The sequence below is a fragment of the Gillisia hiemivivida genome, assembly GCF_007997295.1.
Classification (GTDB): domain Bacteria; phylum Bacteroidota; class Bacteroidia; order Flavobacteriales; family Flavobacteriaceae; genus Gillisia; species Gillisia hiemivivida.
On record NZ_VORY01000019.1, the window covers coordinates 35,847 to 55,580 of the forward strand.

General features: G+C 37.6%; 9 protein-coding genes. 4 read left to right on the top strand and 5 right to left on the bottom strand.

Annotated features, from left to right (window positions below; translation table 11 throughout):
- Positions 1–272: 272 nt before the first annotated feature.
- Together ES724_RS13245 and pruA are read right to left on the bottom strand one after the other, a co-directional pair.
- The gene (locus ES724_RS13245; RefSeq protein ID WP_146933671.1) at positions 273–10,589 is read right to left on the bottom strand and encodes an Ig-like domain-containing protein; all 10,317 of its coding nucleotides are present in this window, start codon (positions 10,587–10,589) and stop codon (positions 273–275) included.
- A 333-nt stretch (positions 10,590–10,922) separates the two neighbouring features.
- Positions 10,923–12,551, bottom strand: coding sequence for an L-glutamate gamma-semialdehyde dehydrogenase (pruA, locus tag ES724_RS13250; protein ID WP_146933673.1), 1,629 nt, complete (start codon positions 12,549–12,551; stop codon positions 10,923–10,925).
- A 141-nt stretch (positions 12,552–12,692) separates the two neighbouring features.
- On the opposite strand from pruA, the gene ES724_RS13255 reads away from it, so the two are divergent.
- On the top strand, positions 12,693–13,400 hold the full coding sequence (locus ES724_RS13255; RefSeq protein WP_146933675.1) for an NRDE family protein: 708 nt from the start codon (positions 12,693–12,695) through the stop codon (positions 13,398–13,400).
- A gap of 108 nt (positions 13,401–13,508) precedes the next feature.
- Here ES724_RS13255 and apaG read toward each other — a convergent pair whose 3' ends face one another.
- From apaG to ES724_RS13270, 3 genes are all read right to left on the bottom strand, one after another.
- A complete protein-coding gene (gene apaG, locus ES724_RS13260) occupies positions 13,509–13,895 on the bottom strand; it encodes a Co2+/Mg2+ efflux protein ApaG (protein WP_146933677.1) in 387 nt (128 codons plus the stop codon).
- 2 nt (positions 13,896–13,897) lie between these two features.
- Entirely contained in the window at positions 13,898–14,812 is a 915-nt protein-coding gene (locus ES724_RS13265; protein WP_246136878.1) for a DUF3667 domain-containing protein, read from the bottom strand.
- Positions 14,813–15,015: 203 nt separating this feature from the next.
- Positions 15,016–16,263: a type IX secretion system plug protein gene (locus ES724_RS13270; protein WP_146933681.1), complete on the bottom strand. Its 1,248-nt coding sequence runs from the start codon at positions 16,261–16,263 to the stop codon at positions 15,016–15,018.
- A gap of 168 nt (positions 16,264–16,431) precedes the next feature.
- Here ES724_RS13270 and ES724_RS13275 point away from each other — a divergent pair, with 168 nt between their 5' ends.
- Genes ES724_RS13275 through ES724_RS13285 form a run of 3 tightly spaced genes read left to right on the top strand, consistent with a single transcriptional unit; the run spans position 16,432 to position 19,734 of the window.
- Complete coding sequence (locus ES724_RS13275) at positions 16,432–17,775, top strand: Na(+)-translocating NADH-quinone reductase subunit A (RefSeq protein ID WP_146933683.1); 1,344 nt, start codon at positions 16,432–16,434, stop codon at positions 17,773–17,775.
- Positions 17,776–17,785: 10 nt separating this feature from the next.
- Positions 17,786–18,988: an NADH:ubiquinone reductase (Na(+)-transporting) subunit B gene (locus tag ES724_RS13280; RefSeq protein WP_146933685.1), complete on the top strand. Its 1,203-nt coding sequence runs from the start codon at positions 17,786–17,788 to the stop codon at positions 18,986–18,988.
- A gap of 2 nt (positions 18,989–18,990) precedes the next feature.
- The gene (locus tag ES724_RS13285) at positions 18,991–19,734 is read left to right on the top strand and encodes a Na(+)-translocating NADH-quinone reductase subunit C (protein WP_146933687.1); all 744 of its coding nucleotides are present in this window, start codon (positions 18,991–18,993) and stop codon (positions 19,732–19,734) included.

Below are 19,734 nucleotides of genomic sequence, written 5' to 3' on the forward strand. Positions count from 1 at the left end.
CTAAACAAAATTTCGATTGGCAATTTTAAGTTTGATTTTAGCAGAAGGTAATCCAAGAAGCTATATGTTTTCTGTAAACCAGCAACTTCTATTTCTTAAATTTAAATAGGGAAGTAGTCTTATATTTATAAGTAGGCCTTTAATAAAATTATTAGTTTTATTAAAGGCCTACTTATTTAAGGAGTTCTCATATTTTATTTTAAACAGCTTTCAGTTAAATTGTCAAATGATCTATAACCAATGAGATATATTTAAATATGATGATGTGATTTTTATTTTTTTATAATTATTTTTCTAGTTATGATCTCTTCATCAGTATGCATTTTTAAAATATAAATCCCTTCACTATAATTAGAAACCTTAAGTCTAATCTCTGTTTCTGAAGGTACTTCATCAAATATTTCTATCAATTTCCCATTCAGGTCGAACAAATGAATCACAGAAATCTCAAGTTCTTTAGGATTTAATACCATCATCTCATTAGCTGAATAAGAGTGAAGAAGACTTATCTCTGAAAAATCGTCTATGATAGGTTCTTCCACCACAATAGGATCTGGAGTGGCCTGCTCTTTATAGAATATCAACTGGAATCTATCGGTAATTTCACCTGGTTCTGAAGTGGAGGTATAAGGACCAGCTCGAAGATCATGAATAGTATCTAAAACAATATCTTTTAAATAGATAGTATGATCATCGCTCATATTTTCTAGCTCATCAATTTTAATTTTAAATTCTCCTTCTTGATCTATTCTAATTCCTATTGGTAATACTTGTTCTTTACCAAAATCGGGTACTCCTTGAATTACAAGGAAGTTTCCTTCTTGAAGCCAATACATGTCCTCCAGATTATATTCTATCATAGGGGCATCATATCCAAGATCAAATCCATTTGTTGTATTTGGATCTGCACCTACTAAAAGTTGTCTATTATATCCTTTTGGAGATTTAAACGCAATTCGAATTTTTGGAGTAACATTTTTAGTTTCTTCTTTTCCTGTTTTTGAAATATTCTCGGGTCTTAAAAAGATTGAATTTTCGGCACCTTCACTTTCAAATATGCGTTGACTATTTTTGAAGGTAATTTGTCCGCCATCTGGTGTAAAAATTACTTCATTATTGATATTTACCACTTCGCCGGAATTGATGAAAAAACCTTGGGAAACAGGTATAAATTGTTTAGGAGTTTTCCCGTAAGTTCCAGTAGAATTAATTCTATCATCTGTGGCTATTGAACGAACTCCTCCAGTTATATTTAATACCGCATAGCCTCCAATATATTCTCTTAAAACATGTGTAGCTCCGGAGAAATGATCCCAGAAATAGATAGCTCCATCGAATACATTAATAATATTACGCCCTCCTGGAGTATCTTTTAAATTATCCTTAATAAACTCCTTAGAATCTATGGAAGAAGTATATGGATTACCAACTAAGTAATTTCGTTTCTTATCCAAAGTTAAAGTGATATCTCCATTGTTAGGTTTGCCTCTATAGACATAGTTTTGTGATTGTGCAATTGCATTAACGCCACCTAAACCAGAAACCCCTTTCATCGTGTGGCCTTCTCCTGCTTTTAAAACACCAGTACTTCCAATATGTTGCCAGGAATCATAATCATCTGCTGTGCGATTATCAAATTTAAAAATCCAATAATCACTCTTAGTAATTGGATTTGTTTTTTGTCCATCAGCCGCGGGATATCCCGGTTGATAATTTATTGATATAGGACTGTTAGAATCGGTTCCATCCCACATTACACTACGCATTGTAAATCCAGAGTTGTTTGCTGCTCCTTGAACACTTACAGGGGAAGTCCAGTAATTATAATTGAAACTACTTAAAGTCCCTTGTTGGTCCCTCTCTAAATAGCCTGTGCTGCTTTCAGCAACAATGCTACGGACAGGTTGGACAAGTTGTGATTCACCATTTAGATCGATGATACCATTTAAAAGTAAATAGTGAGAAATGAATAATTCATTTCCGCTTCCACTCGTTCCATTTTCCCAATCTGTAGGATTTGCACCTTCCATATCAAGTGTTTCTTTTTCAGAAATTAAACCTAAAACTTTTATGTCTCTTTCTCCAGAAGTTATATTGTGCGAAGTTTTAACGATATTCCATTCTATTGGAGCGGTATGTGGTGGATCCCAAACAGCTGGTCTTGCCCAGGTTCCGTCTGTTCCCCATGGACCATTATTTCCGGAAAAGTAGGGAAGGGGAGCAGTGTTTTCTTGATTGGTTGTCATGTTCAATAATCTACCGGGAATTGCTGCATTTACCAAATTTGGTGTAACACCATTTACTGGCATAAGATTTACATCAAATTCCACAAGGTTTAGAGGATCAGGCACTGCTGAAATTAACCTATAATAGCCTACGAGAGCAGAAAATTGTAGGTTACCCGGTGCTGGCATTGGAATTTGTTCTCCAATATTTGCTCCCGCCTGAAGACGTTGGTTCATCATAAAACGAATTTGCTCTACGGTAAGTTCTTCCTTCCACAATCTTACCTCTTCTATCCAGCCGGAGAAGTGGTTAGTAGTTGCGCCATCAATCCAATCAGCACCTATTAGGGTTTTTGTTCCACCAGTTCCAAGAGAAAGGGCTCTTTTATCTATTCCATCTATATAAAGTCTTCCACCGCTAACAGCAATATGATACCATCTTGAATTTGGTGTGATCTCGGTTGGCGTGGAAATTCGGAAATTAGGCCCGGAGATAATAGTTCCACCAGCTACTTCAGGCCTAATCCAGGCTTCAATGCTTACAACATCGGAGTAGGGATTGGCAACAACTATAACATCATCTTCACCGTCAAAATCTAAGGTAGTACAATCAGTAAAGACAGGAGTGACAGGTATAGAAACCGGAGGACATGCAGGGTTTTCTACAGGCAGACCTTGTAGTTCTACAATTGAATAATCATCTGGATATACCGCAGTTGGTTTCAACTCCCAGGTAATAGTGAAGTCTGAATTGCTGCCAGATTCAAAAATTACATGTGGATCATATTTAGGTTCTAATCCGCTGCTTACATCTTGATTTATTAGAGTGTAGTTATCTCCTTCTGGAATTATTTTCCATTCTCCTCGATATCCATCAAAAGTAACTTCTGTTTCATCTAATTCTTCTCCCTGAAGAGCTGCACTAATTGATGCATCTAATGTGGCAGAATAGCTACCACAACCTGCAGGTATGACTGCTACACTAGTCTCATAAGTGTCAAAAACAAATACTCTTATCCTCTCAATATTATCTAAACTCTCACAGGCATTGCCATTGCTATCCAGTAGTAAAGCTGTTTTTACCTCAAAGTCATTCCAGCCAATTTTTCTGGGCGTAAAGGATACTTTCTCTTCATTATCAACGCCTATTTGTTCCAGGCTATTATTTGTATCACTTGGATCGTCATCATAGAACCATTGCAATAAAACTCCCTGAGGCCCTTCAGGGACTTTAATGTTATCCACCGCCCACACATCACCGCGCCTTACGCCGGTATATTCGAAACGGACTTTTAAATTAGCTTCTCCTAAATAGCTGCCCAGGTCATAGGACATATCATTAACATTGGGTGTTCCACTTCCAAAACCTTCATAGTTCCCGCTACTTGCCGGTCCAGTTATTTTATCAAGCTCTTTATATTCTACGCCGTTTTTTAATAAAACCACTCGAATTGTGGCACCCGTTGTGAGGTTATATGCCTGGTCGAATGTCACCTTGGCCTCATCCATTCCCGTTAAGGTGAAAGGGGGAGTGTCCATATTCGATGAAAAAGCCCCTTGTGTAATGGCAAAATGCTCATTTGTTTTCCCATCGGAGAGCGGATTCCACCACCTATCTGTTAAAGTATATGGAGAATTTATAGCTGCAGTTTCAAATTTCCATTTTGGCTGTGTCTTGTGCCAATGTATAGGTGTTCCCGAGTTTGCAGAGGCGTCAAAAGGAATTTCATTTCCGTTGGGATCAGTAAAATTCCATCCATTATTTTTTATCCCGGCATTGGTAAAGTCTCCGCCTTCAAAATATCCAAAGCCTTCGCCATATCCGGTTTTGGAACTTAAGGAAATATCTGTACCAAAACAAACTATAGTGGGCTCGGCTTCCACGGGTGAAGGTTTTATGTCAGAAGGAATTACACTTACAATAGCCGTGGCAGAAAAGGTATTAGTATTACAGGTCCCATTTGAAATTTTTGCTCTAATAACAGTGGAGGTATTGTTAACCAGATCTTCAACCTCATCACTACTTAACTGAGCATCCTGGCTGTTATAAATTGACCAGATTGAAGAGGTAGCAGTTTTATACTGCCACTCTACTACTTGTCCGGTTTCACCTGTTAAAACCAGTGGAGCTGCATAGCCGTCAACAGCATTTTCACAAGTTGTAAATACCCGGCCGACTCCCGTAAAATTTACGACGCCTCCAACTGGAAGAGCATCTATACTAATAGTTTCGGAATAGGAAACTTCCTCGCAAACTGTTCCTGCAGGTACTTTGTATGTTACAACATAACTTCCGGCTACGCCATCTGCCGCAGTCCAAGTAAGTTGACCGTTTGAGGAATTTACTGTAACTAACGCACTCGGGCCACTAATTGAGTATGTTCCTCCTGTATCAGGAGTTGTGTCAATAGTTGCTCCCAAATTTGAAATACAAAAGCTTTTTTCAGCACTTATTCCTGCATAACTAAAAGAAGCCACAGGTAACTTATCAATGGTTATAGTAAATTCCGCAGAAACTGCATCACAACCATCTTCTTCAGTGTCTAGGGTGTTTTTAATTGTATAAGTTCCTTCATCACTTGTAGTGATGTTTATTTTTCCATCGGAATCCATAACCAGATTAGCTCCTGTTGGAGTAGAGGTATAGCTAAAAATACCTTGAACAGCATTGGTTTCCCAAACAGGATCTATAGAAACGGTAGCAGCAGGATCTGAACAATATTCTGTAACTGAATAAGTGAAATCGGGAATTGGTCTGTCATTTATAGTTAAGTTAAATTCAGCAGTAACCGGCTGACAGCCATCTTCATCAGTTCCGGTATAATCAACCGTTCTTGTAATCTTATAGATTCCCGCAGTACTGGCAGAGAGGTCTATACTTCCCGTTGCTTCGTCTAAAACCAATCCAGCATCATCAGCAACAAAACTATCAGCGTTTTCGTGTCCGTCTTCAGTAAAAGAAATTATCGGAGCTGTATTGAAAGTATTATCCCGGGTATCTCTGCAATAAATTGTATTGTCGTACTCAAAAGTAGCTACCGGATTTGCGCCTATGGTTACTGTAAAGTCTCTGGACACCTCAGTACAAACCGCTGTAGTGGAAGTGGCATTAAAAGTATAGGTTATAATATAAACTCCGGGATCAGTATCATTTGGAGTAAATTCACCTGTCTGGGAATCGAGTGTTAATTCCGTCTTATCTACTGTAAAGACTCCGGTTCCATTTCCAAGATTGTTTCCTTCTATCGTAGGAGATTTTACAGCGGTATCTGTTTCACAGAATTCGGTAGCAGTATCTGCTAATGTGGAAGTATAGGTAAATGCGGTAAGTTCCGGCTGTGAAATTATAGTAATTTCCTTTGTATCTGCAGCATCTTCACAAATTTGAACTCCTTCTACTTCAAGAATTCCGCTAAGAGTAAAGATCAAGGTCACTCCAAGATCTGCCGCTACCGGAGCATAGGTTGCCTCGGTTAAATTGGTTGCATTCGAAATTGTTCCAGCTCCGGTTGTAGTCCAAATAAGGGAGGTTTGATTGGAAGCTGTAGCTCCTTCTCCTATGGCAATGGAATTTTCAGTGCTGCAAATTTCAAAATTTTCACCTGCATTTGCGGTTGGAGCTTCGTAGGTAGTGACCTTTACAATCTGTGAAAATCCGGTGTCACAGGAAAAGCCGTCAGGGCCATCAATTCGGACCCGGTATTCTCCAGCCTGTCCGGTAGAAATTTCTGAAAAAGTATCACCTGTCTGGCTAGCTCCAGAGTCGCTCCAGGCATCTTGTGAAGTTGCTCTAAACTGCCATTGATATTGTATTGTAGTGTTGTCTCCCGAGGCCGTAGCTGAAACTCTCAAAGTTGCTTCATTACCCGAACATATATTCTGGCTTTGGGGCTGATCTTCTGCTGCGATGACAATATTTTCATCTACGGTTACAGTCACAAATTCAGATGTAGCAGAGCCGCAGGCATTGTCTCCACTAATAACTACATAATAATCACCCGCATTTACAGCTGTGATATTGTTGAGCTCTAATATTGGAGAATTGTTACCAACCTCAGCATCAGTGGCACCTACTTTAAACCATTGATATCTAAGATCATCTCCCGTTGCAGCCACCTCAAGTTGGGTGCTGTTCGCAGTACAAGCCGCTACAGGAAAGGGTTCAGAGGTTATTTTTACATTTTCGTATATAATAATGTCCAAAGTCGCACCGAGATCAGAACAACCTCCTGCACCTGTTAAAAAATATTTTAAAACATAGTTACCCGCGGCTGTGTTGGCCGGAGAAAATGAACCATCATTAGGATCGACAGTAAGGCCTTCTGCAGAGAATATTCCATTGGTAAACGCTCCTGAACCTTGTAAATTTGGTGTAAAGGAACCCTGGGTGGTATCATTGCAAAACGTGATCTGGTCGTTTTCAAAAGAGACATTTGCTTCAGGGGTAGGATTTACTGTAACTACAGCTGAACCGGATACATTGTTCGTGCAATCTGGTGCGTCCGGATACATTACACTTACCAGTCCATAGGTGAAAGTGGTAATTTCATTGTTGGTAACATTCAAACTACCTGTTGATAAGACAGCTTCCCCGGAAGCATTCAGCGTTATGGTTTGTGAGCTTCCGTTATTAATTGTATAAGTAACTATAGCATTGGGTGTCCCAGTGGTAAAAAATATTTCTGTATCTCCTGCATCGCATATCTCAGTAGTTCCTGAAATTTCTACTATCGGGGTATCCCTAACTGAAAGAACAGCAGTTTGTGAAGTTACAGGATCACAAATAAAATCCTCAGGGCCACTAATCACTACATAGTAATTTGCACTATCATTAAGAGTTGCTCCAGATATCACGAGAGAGGCAGAATTTGTGCCTAAAGCTGTCCCAGATCCTGGCGCTCCTTTATACCATTGGTAATTCAAAGCTTTACTCCCCGCAGAAGCGGCTACATTTAAAGTTGCTGTGCCACCAACACAAATTGCTGTGTTAGCTGGTTGAGTATTAATTTCAATGTCCTCATCTATCACCAACTCCACAACCTGAGATGGAACTTTGGCACAAGGGGATGTTCCGCTGACTTCCACATAATAACTTCCAGCATTTGAAATGGTGACATTGTTTAAAGTCAGAACAGAAGTTGTTCCTCCTGTTACAGCAGTACCGGATCCGACAGTTCCTTTGAACCATATATAAGTCAGCCCTTCCCCGGTGGCTGAAACCGAAAATTGAACATTTTCTCCTTCACAAACCCTATCCCCTGCTGGTTGCGAGGTTATAGCTACTTTTTCGGATATTTTAACCTGAGTTGTTGCAATTACTGCTTCACATCCTCCGGATGCAGGAATGGTATATGTTACCGTATATGTACCTGGTGTGCCGGGAGTAATTGCTCCTGTAGTTGGGTTTATTGTTAATCCAGAGGAAGCAGAAAATTGTGCCCCTGTTACTGTTCCGGTGGTGTTTAAAGTTACTGATTGAGCAGTTTCTGTAGAACTACAAAATGGTGTAGCATAGGAGATATTAGCAGTTGGTTTGGGGGTTACTGTTACCGTAGTAGAGCCCGAAATAGTTTTAGAACAAGAAGGAGTGTTTTGATATTGAACGCTTCTTAAATTATAAGTTGTATTACCGGTTAATATCCCGGTATTTATGACCGCAGTACCACCTGCACCTATGTTTAAAGTTTGATCTCCACCGGTACCTATCCTATAAGTGACTACAGTATTGGGTGTCGCTGTGATATTGAGTGTGGTAGAACCTCCCGAACATATGGCCGCAGGAGTAACAATACTGGCGGTGGGATCGGGCCTGAAAAAGATCGTCATTTCATCTTTTCCTGCCTGGCAAGCACCGCCGGGGCTTTGAGTGGTTAAAATAATTGTCACCTGTCCATTGGAAAGGTCGGTGGATGACGGAGTGTAGTTAAAAGTATAAGAATTTGAATTACTGTTCGGAACGGAGAGGTTTTGGCCTGAAGACGATCTAATGGTCTCTAATTTTAAATTTTTTCCTCCAAAATCGTAATTAGCAGTTATTGAAATAGGAGAAGTGGAAGAACATACCGTTTTATCTTCTCCCAAATTCACGAAAACAAAATCACTTACTGCAATAGCATTTGCATCGTTAATGTTGGAAGATGTATTGCGTCTGGTACTATTACCACAATTATTTTTAGCTTCAACTCCTATCACAGTGGGATTCGAATAGTTGGAAGATGCATTTATTTTTACTGTTATAGTGCGTGTTCCTGCGCCATTGGTTACTTCCCAACCTGTTGGTAAAAACCATTGATAACTGTCTGCATCGGTAGCTTGCGGTACACTTAATTTGAAACCAGTTTCTGGAGGACATACGGTATATTTGCTAGCTGTAATTGTTCCAGGTTGAGCGGGTAAACCACTAGCAACATTTATACTAAATGATTTAGCAGTACTTGTTCCACAGGAATTAACGGCTGAAACCGACATGTTTAGTGATCCAGAAGTGGTAGCGGTATAAGATAAACTTGGAGTAGTTGTAGATTGGGTGGTTCCGTTTGGTAATGTCCACAAATAACCAGTAGCATTAGAAACAGCCGGTATTGAATATGTTTCTGGTATATTAACACAAGCTTTATCTGTGCCATCAGAAAAAGTTATAGCACCGGGAATTACCGGCGGCGGCGGATTTAATCCTACAGTTATACTTTTTGAAGCACTATCTCCACAACCATTAATAGCCTTCACAGAAATTGTACCTCCTGCGGTTCCTGCTGTAACTGTAATTTCTTTTGTTCCTGAACCAGATGTAATAGTCCATCCGGAAGGGATTGACCATTCATAACTTGATGCATTTGTAATAGTCGGAATAGAATATTTTAATCCCGGAGTACTTGCGCAAACCCCTGTTGATCCGGTGATATCGTCAGTTAAAACAGGTTTTGGTGGATTTATGTCAATTGCTTTTGATTGCGCTGGTCCTGTATCGCAATCGTTACTAGCTGATACTGTTATGCTCCCCGAACCATTACTTCCTGCGGTAACAACAAGTGTAGGGTTGGAGGTGGTCAAATTTGACGCTGAAAAACCCGTAGGTAAGGTCCATATATAACTTGTCGCACCTGTTACAGGTGGAACTGAATAAGTTTCCTGTGTCCCAGGGCAAAGGTTAGCGGGACCTGTAAATGATCCTGGCTGAACAGGAGTTCCTGGTTTAACACTAATAGCTAAGATTTTTGCTTGGCTGGTTCCACAATCGTTGCCTGCTGTTACAGAAAGGTTTCCGTTTACAGCAGTTCCTGCAGTGGGAGTTAAAGTAATAGAATTCGAAGTGCTGGTTCCTGTCCATCCCGTAGGTTTATCCCAGGTATAGTTCACCCCCGAGACATTAGGTACAGAAAAAGTCTGTGCAATGCCAGGACATGCCTGGGCTGTACCCGAAATTATTCCCGGAGTAGCCGGAGTCCCTGCTTTTACTGAAACAGCTAAGGAACGGGCTGCACTGGTTCCGCAACTATTTTTTGCTATAACAGTTATATCTCCACTTCCAGAGTTCCCTGTGGTAACTGTGATAGAATTTGTAGTACTAGATCCGCTCCATCCCGAAGGTAATGTCCAGATATATTCTGAAGCCATATTGTCATTGGGAACTGTATATGTTTTGGAAAGTCCGGGACATACTTCTGTCTCGACGCTAGTAAAAGCAGCAGGGGTATCTGGAGTACCTGCTTTTTCTGTAAAAGTAATTATATTGCTTTCCACAGGATCTACGCAGGGCACAGTAGAATTAACCAAAAGGCGAATTTGATCTCCCGCTTGCAACATATTATTGGAGAACGAGGCTGCAGTACTAATCGTGCTTATACTGCCATTTCTCGTTAACTCCCATTTGTATGATGGGCTGGCACCCAAATTTCCTGGATTGGAAGTCATAAAACTAACATTCTCTCCCGGGCAAATATTTGTATTGCTGGCATTTATTGTTATTTTTCCTTCTTTCTTTTCATAAACGGTAATGATTCCAGATTCAGGACTATTTACTGTTGCTACCTCTGGAGCCCCACTACAGTAGGTCACATTCAGTCTAAATCTATTGGTACCAATTGCAGGCGAATAATTATTCAGACTGGAACTGGTTTGACCGCTTATATTGGTATAATTACCGGCGCCTAATTTCACTTGCCATTGATAGGCGTAATTGACGGAAGGATTATTTGGAGAAACATTAGAGCTAAAAGTTATTGTTCCATCGTTACATAAGGTTGAACCTGTACTTGTAGAAATAGTAACGGTAGGCGCAGTATCACTGCACTGCCCAAACCCACTCCAAGAGCTTAATAAAAATAAGGAAAACAGTAAGAATACAGAAAGTAATTTTTTTCCCATAGCAGTAAATATTTAGAGCTAACTAAATTACGTAGGGGGTAATCGAGTAATTATTTATATAGTGAACAAAACTTTGGGGAAGTTTTGTGGGTATTAGTTTGGTCTTTAGTGAGTTAACAATCTAAATTACGTTATTACATCTAACTTTTGATAACTATTCGGTGAAAGGACGTTTAAATCGTTAAAATGTCAATTTATCGTTTACAATAAGTTTTAAAAGAAGCTTTTAACCTACAAAGATTAAAAGATTATGATCTAAGTGCTTAATTTTCAGGAAAAAAAAAGCCGCAAACTTTAAAATTTGCGGCTTATATAAATTTATTTGAGTATTAATTATTCTCCCATAAACGGATATCTGTAATCTGTTGCAGGAACAAAAGTTTCCTTGATCAACCTTGGAGAGATCCATCTTAATAAATTCAATTTAGAACCTGCTTTATCGTTAGTTCCACTGGCTCTTGCTCCTCCAAATGGTTGTTGCCCAACTACGGCTCCAGTACATTTGTCGTTAATATAGAAGTTACCAGCTGCATTTTGCAAGGCTTGTGTTGCTTGTGTTGCGGCATATCTATCTCCAGAAAGAACAGCACCAGTTAATGCATAAATACTGGTTTCATCAACTAGCTTTAAGGTTTCTTCCCATTTATTATCATCATATACATAAATAGTAATTACCGGTCCGAACAATTCTGTTTCCATAGTTGTGTATTTAGGGTCTGTTGTAAGGATAACAGTTGGTTCAATAAACCATCCTTCAGATTTATCATAATTTCCTCCAACAACTATTTCAGCATTTTTATCCTTTTTAGCTTGGTCTATATACTTCGCTAACTTGTCAAAAGAACCTTCGTGGATCACTGCAGTAATAAAATTGCTCATGTCTTCCGGAGAGCCCATTTTAAATGAATTCACATCTTCAACTAAAAATTCTTTTACCTCTGCCCAAAGGCTTTTTGGAATATAGGCTCTGGATGCAGCACTACATTTCTGACCTTGGAATTCGAAAGCTCCTCTTGCAATAGCGGTTGCAACTTGCTTTGCATTTGCTGTTTTGTGCGCCAAGATAAAATCTTTACCACCAGTTTCTCCAACAATACGTGGGTAGGTCTTATACTTATCTATATTTGCACCAATTTTTCCCCAAATTCCTTTAAAAACACTTGTGCTTCCAGTAAAGTGAATTCCGGCGAAATCTGGACTAGCCAATACAGTGTCTGTAATCATAACAGGGTCTCCCATTACCATATTTATAACACCATCTGGCACCCCAGCTTCTTTAAAAACTTCCATGATTACCTGTGCAGAAAAAACCTGACTATCACTTGGTTTCCATACTACTGTATTCCCCATTAAAGCGGCACTTGCAGGAAGATTTCCGGCAATAGCTGTAAAGTTAAAAGGTGTAATTGCGTACACAAAGCCTTCTAATGGACGGTATTCCAATCTATTCCAAACTCCCGGAGAAGATTCTGGTTGATCTTCATAAATCTGAGCCATATATTCTACATTGAATGTCAAGAAATCTATCAATTCGCATGCAGAATCAATTTCAGCTTGAAAGATCGTTTTAGATTGTCCGATCATTGTTGCTGCATTTATTCTTGATCTGTATGGTCCAGCAATTAAGTCGGCAGCTTTTAAAAATACTGCAGCTCTTTGTTCCCAAGGCAAATCTGCCCAAGCAGTTCTTGCTTCAAGACAAGATTCAATTGCTTGTTCTATATGTTTTTTCTTAGCTAAATGAAATTTACCAAGATCATGTTTGTGATTATGTGGAGGATGCATACTCATAGTATCTCCAGTGCGTATCTCTTCAGAACCTATGTACAATGGAACGTCCATTTTTTTGTTGTACATGTCTTTATAAGTAAGTAACACTTCCTCTCTTTCAGGCGTTCCCGGAGCATAAGTCTTAATAGGCTCATTTATAGCTGTTGGAACTTGAAAAAATCCTTTTCCCATAATTATTTTTTTGATGTTTTTATTCGGTTTTATGGTCGTAAATATAAAAAAAATTAACCGAGATACCTTGAGTTTCAACTAGAGAAGTTCAACTGAAGATTTGGAGGAGATGTTGTAAATTAGCATTTATATCATTAATCTATGTGTACGGTTACATTACTTCCTATTTCAGCTAAAAAAAACGGTTTTATACTTACATCCAACAGGGATGAATCTGCAGAAAGGGAAGCGCTTCCTCCAGATTTCTATTCTGAAAATGGTATAAAAATGCTTTATCCAAAAGATAAACTGGCTGGTGGAACCTGGATTGGTTTAAGTGAGCAAAAAAGATTGATCTGTTTACTTAATGGAGAGTTTAAGCCACATGTTAGAGAAACTAGTTATAGATTAAGTAGAGGGGTGGTGGTGAAAGATCTTTTAGCGGCAATCTCTATTGATGAAGCTGTAGAGAACTACAATTTTAAAAATATTGAACCTTTTACTATTGTTGCAGTAGATTGGAATTCCGGTTTGCGTTTTTTGGAACTTGTTTGGGATGGTAAAATAAAGCACTTTAAAGATCTGGATTTGAAATCTCATATCTGGTCTTCTTCTCCTTTGTATTCTTCTGAAATGAAAACAATTAGAGAGCAATGGTTTCTAGAATTTCAAAATGATAAATCCTTAAGTGCCGAAGCTTTATGGGAGTTTCATACTTCAGCCGGAATTGGAGATGCTAATATTGATGTAATTATGGATAGAGGATTTGTGAAAACTCAAAATATCTCTCAAATTGAGAAGACTTCAGAAGAAATAAAAATGAAATTTATGGATTTAAAGGATCGAGATATCATCGAAATAGAATTCTAAATCAAGAATTCCTCGACAAACCCGAGAGCTAAGTAACGTTGGTTCTGGAGGTAAATATTTTAAAAATAAGAGGTGTCCCGATGGCAATCTGGACCGCTAATTAAATCTTTAATTTAATGCAAAGGGAGCGCTTAGTTTAAAAGCGGGGATCGCAACTTTGAATTTTTTTGAGGTCGTAAAATTGACCATATTGTAATAGCCACTCATAGATCCAAATGGAGCAGAAAGTAGACATCCACTGCTATAAGTATGAGTTTCACCAGGCATTAAAACAGGTTTTTTACCTATAACCCCTTCTCCCTGTACAATTTCGGTATCCTTGAGAGCATCTTTGATGTTCCAGAATCTGGATGTTAATTGTACAGAATCTTTACTCTGGTTCTCAATAGTTACTCTGTAACCAAAAGCAAAGTGGATCTTATAATTTTTATAAAATGTGCCTTCGAAATTGGTCTCTACGGAAATTTTAATTCCACATGTAACTTTTTGAACCATATTTATCTAATTGCAAAAAATGTAAGAGCTGAAATAAATGCCGCTATTATAGCTAATGTAAGAAATATAAAATTTAGAGCCAGAAATTTAACAATTGTTACAAATCTTCTTTCATTATAAAAATTCCGAAGGGCTTTATAAAGGTAGAACAGAAAAATTATAAGCGCAATTGTGCTGAACACTTCCGATTTAAAAATAAGGTCTATGATTAAACCAATTAATACAAACACAAAAAACGTGCTTTGTACATGAAAAGTAAAAACTAAATGCTCCATATAATTAATTGGCTTATAGAAATAAAAAAGCCAAATGATTAGCGCAAAAACCGGTAAAAAGAAGAATATAATAAAGGGTGATTTACTAATTAGATAGTCAAAAAACACTTTCGGGTTGTTCCTTATGATCTCAGTATCTACTGCTTTTCTATATAAATATCTATTCCAGAATTTATTGGAATGATCTAAACTATCTATTGCTTCTTCTGGATTTAGAATACTTGTTTGATTGTAAAATTCTGAATAAAGGCTTATTTGCTTAAAAGATGATTCTACTAAATTTAAAGTGTCCAGTTGCCTTTGTGTAAGATGACGATCCTTATAATTTTTAGTTATTTCTGCGGGTTTAATGCCCAAGATAGTGTCTAGGTCTATCTCCTTTCCAAAAGGAACTTTCTGAAGCTCTTCTTTTAATTCTTCTTTTTCCTTTTCTGAAAATTGATCTAGTTCTGCAACTGTTTGGTTATCTGAAACCCCGCCGAAGTTATTAGACTGAAAAGTAAAGCTCCAAATAATAAAAAATATAATTGAAATACTTAAGAAGAATCGAAACGGATTGGCATATTTTGTTCTTATTCCATTTATATAATCTCTCGAGATCTTACCGGGATAAAAAATCAGAGTAGCTAAAGTTCTGTTCATTCTGGAATCATAAGAAAAGATCCCGCCGAAGAATTCTAAAAAAAAATCATTGAAAGATAATTTTTTGGTGTTGTTTGTTTGCCCACAGTTTGAGCAAAATTTATCGCTTATGTCTAGTGGATGGCCGCAATTTAAGCAACATAAACCACGGTATTTAGTTAAGGAGATTTCGCTCTTCATCAGCTAAGTATATTGAGAGTTGATTAGTTCGAAATATTCAGGGAACTCGCATTTCCGTAACCAATAATTTGATCGAATCTCGCTCCCAGATCTCTAAAGTACACTAAAACTTGATATTCATTCTCGGTCACTTCAAAATCTCCGCTAATAAATCCCTCATCTAAAAATCCGTCCTTATTTAAAAGCACATATTTGTAATTATAAAACCCTTGTTTTATAAGTAAAGTGTTTTCATATAAACCAGATTCCTTGTTGTATTTCATCAAAGTAGAATCATCTAGTACAAAATTATTGAATGCTCCATATAAATGTAGTTCTCCTCCTTCTAACGGGTCGTAATTCTGAAGTTTAAAATGTGTCCAAACATACTCAGCTTCAATAGAGGAATTTTCACCCTGTAAGGTGCGAATCACAAATTGACCGTTGATGTCCGGGTTGTATGTATATGGTTCAGTAGCTCTAGATCTGTCGGTAAAAAGAAAGTGACTGTAGAGTTCATTCAATTCGATTCTTCCAATATCTAAAGTGGTTGAGCGAATATCTTTACTGTCAAATTGTAGATATTCGTTGCTTGCTTGAAAAGAAGTTTCCTGATCGTATTTATAGATCAACTCATTTCCAATGGTGTATTGTGGTTTTAAAACTTCTATACTAGACTTTAAATTATGGTTTTTAGTGATGAGTACTTTTACAGTGGACTCTGGATTCCTAATTAAAAAGTCTGGAGAATTAATACTGAAATTAACTACCTGCCTTGAATTAATATACTTGAGATCACGTGATCTTTTTATAGCAACTTTTACTTGAGCAATTGGCCTATATACCATAAATTTTCTAGAAAAAACTAACTCGTCATTCACATTAAGAATTTTAAGCATATAATTCCCGCTAACCTTCAAAGATTTGGTATCTTTATTTGGAATTTTGAGATTGTAATGGGTAAATCCTTGAAGCGTATTGTAGGAATTCATATAGTTGATAATCCTAAGGTTGTCAAAGCCAGTTAAATATTCAGTTTTTATTAAGTCTGATGGCGTCCAATCGTAATTAAAATGTTCCAAAGTGTAATAATAATCGGCTTCGTCACCAATAATATCATCGAATTCTAAAGTTAAGGATTGTCCTAATTGAATTACGGGATTGCCAGATATGTCTGAATTTCCTTTTAGAATAATGCTTTTTATATAATTGGGAGGTAAAACTTCTACTTGCACTTGGGCAATGGAAAGTGTTACGCACAGAAAACAAAATAAGCTAAGAATATTATTCATTTGATTAGTTATTAGAATAAAGGCGAATACAAATTTTATTCCCATTATTTTGCAGTATTACTTTAACAAGTGTTACATTGAAAATTATCCAATTTCTTTGGGAATTATAGGGTTAAAATTAGTAAATTTGCACACTTTAAAAAACAAATTTAATATACACTTCATCCTATGTCAAAAGACATTCGAATAAAAAGAGGGCTTACCCTACGTTTAAAAGGGGAAGCGGAAAAACAAGTTCTTGAGGCTCCTAGGTCTAAGACTTACGCTATTAAGCCCCCAGATTTCCACTCTGTAGTACCAAAAGTAACTCTTAAAGAAGGAGCAACAGTTTTAGCCGGTGATGTGCTTTTCTTTTCTAAGTACGACGAGAAATTAACATTTACATCTCCAGTTAGTGGAACTCTAAAAGAAATTAAACGTGCAGAAAAGCGCCGAATAATTGAAGTTATCGTGGATGCAGATCCTACCGATAGTTTTAAGGATTTCGGAAAAATGGATGCTACAAGTTCTACTGCGGAAGCTGTGAAAAGCCGGGTATTTGAGAGCGGTTGTGGTGCATTTTTAAACCAACGTCCTTACGATATTGTTGCTTCTCCGGAGGACACTCCAAAAGCGGTCTTTATTTCAGCGGTAAGTACAGCTCCTTTGTCAGCAGATATTGGTTTTTTGCTGAAAGATAAAATTGCAGCTTTTCAAGAAGGAGTCAATGCACTTCAGAAATTAACTTCAGGAAAAGTACATCTTTCAGTAGATGCTTCTTCCGAAGCAATTTTAAAAGGAATTACAGGAGTAGAGCTTCATAAAGTTACCGGGCCGCATCCTGCAGGGAATGTTGGTGTTCAGATCCATAAAATTGATCCTATTAATATTGGTGAAAGAGTTTGGGCTGTTGGGGCAGAGGATGTTTCTATTATTGGAAATGTTTTCTTAACAGGGCAATACCATCCAGATAGAACTATTGCTTTATCTGGTAGTGAAGCTAAAGAGAATAAATATTATAAGATCAAGATTGGAGCTAATGTTTCAGATCTAATTGGTCAGGTATCAGATGATGTTAGAATTATTTCTGGAGATGTTTTAACCGGGACTAAGCTTTCTAACAATCAATATATTGGATTTTATAATACTAGCCTTACATTAATTCCAGAAGGAAATAAATTTAGAATGTTAGGATGGTTGCCATTCACGTACAATAATATTCATTCCACTTCTAGAACTTCTCTTTCTTGGTTATTTCCAAAAAAGAAGTACGATCTAAATACCAATTTAAATGGGGAAGAACGTGCATTGGTTGTTACTGGAGAAATGGAAGATGTGTTGCCTATGGATGTTTATCCTATGCAATTGCTAAAAGCTTGTATCGCGGGAGATATTGAGAAGATGGAAAATCTTGGGATATATGAAGTAGTTCCAGAAGATTTCGCATTGATAGATTATGTAAACACCTCAAAACTAGAGGCTCAAGATATTATTCGTCTTGGCTTGGATTTAATGATTACAGAAGTAGGCTAAAAGTTGAACTATGGAATGGATTAGACAAAAATTAGATAAATTTAGAGAGCCTTTTAATAAAGGTAATAAATTCGAAAAGTATGCTCCTGCAATTAATGCCTTGGATACTTTTTTATACACTCCAAATCATACTACTCAAAAAGGAGCCCATGTTAGGGATGCTGTAGATTTGAAGAGAACCATGATAACTGTGGTGCTCGCTTTAGTTCCTGCGCTTATTTTTGGGATGTGGAATGGAGGATATCAATATCTACATCAACTACCTGAATATGCTGACGGTGTGCCTTTCTTGGAAGCTTTTATGCATGGAGCATGGAAAATTCTTCCAATGATCGCTGTTTCTTACGGAGTTGGTTTAGGAATAGAATTCGCTTTCGCGATCTTTAGAGGACACGAGGTAAACGAAGGCTATTTGGTTACAGGACTTTTGATCCCTATGATTATGCCGATAGATATTCCATTATGGATGGTTGCTCTTTCTGTAATATTTGCAGTAGTAATAGGAAAGGAAGCTTTTGGAGGGACAGGAATGAATATTCTGAATCCTGCGCTAACGGCTCGTGCTTTTGCTTTCTTTGCTTATCCAACGTATATGTCTGGAAACCAGGTATGGGTAAGTGAGGCCACAACTGTAGACGGTGTTTCTGGAGAAACTATTTTAGGGACACTAGCCTCAGCAGGAAAAGGAGTGGCAGAGGTGCCTTATAGTGTAATGGATATGTTCTCGGGTGTTATTCCCGGGTCTATCGCAGAGACTTCTACAATATGTGTGCTTGCTGGTGCTTTAGTTTTAGTACTTACCAAGGTAGGAAGTTGGAGAATTATTTTAAGTGGATTTGTAGGTGCAGCTGTAATGGCCTTAATCTTTAATGCACTTCCAAATATGGGGATAGAAGGAAATGCTTTAACAAACTTTCCTTGGTATCAACATTTAATAATTGGTGGATTATCTTTTGGAATTGTGTTTATGGCAACAGATCCTGTTTCTGCAGCACAAACCTTAAGAGGAAAATGGATTTACGGGTTTTTAATTGGATTATTCGGGGTAATGATTCGTGTGTTCAATCCAGCGTATCCAGAAGGAATAATGTTGGCCATATTATTGATGAATGTTTTTGCTCCGGTAATAGATCATTATGTAATTGAAGCGAATATTAATAGACGAAAGAAAAGAGCGGTAAGCGTTTCAGGACAAATTAAAACAGCAGCTTAGTTATGGAAGAAAAACCAGTAAATAAAACGAACACCAACGGCTACACATTCATGTTTTCCATTATAATGGTGGTAGTGGTAGCAAGTGTGTTAGCTTTTACAGCTACAACACTTCAGCCAATTCAAAATGAAAATGTACGTCAGGAAAAAATGCAAAATATCCTGGCAACGGTTGGAATTGAGACCGAAAGAAGCGAAGCAGAAGAATTATATAATGAATATATAACTGAAACTATTGCTTTAAACGAAGACGGTAGCGTTGCAGAAGGAACAGATGCTTTTACCGTGGATCTTGCAAAAGAATTGAAAAAGCCAGGTGCAGAGCAATTATATCCTTTATATATAGCAAATGTTGAAGGAGCCAAATATTATATAATTCCGTTAAGAGGAAAAGGACTTTGGGATGCTATCTTCGGATATATATCTTTAAAAGATGATGTGAATACTATTAAAGGTGCTGTTTTCGATCATAAAGGAGAAACACCTGGATTGGGAGGAGAAATTACTCAAATGTGGTTTAAACAGAGTTTTGCGGATGAAAAGATCTTTGATAGTAGTGGAAATTTAATTGGAGTTTCTGTAGTTAAAGGAAACGTTGATCCAACTAATAAAGATGATAATAAAGTAGATGCTATTTCTGGAGCTACAATTACCGGGGATGGAGTTTCAGATATGATTTCTGAAAGATTACTGCGTTATCTCCCATATTTTAAAAAGCAAACGGATATTAAAGTAGCAATTCAGTAA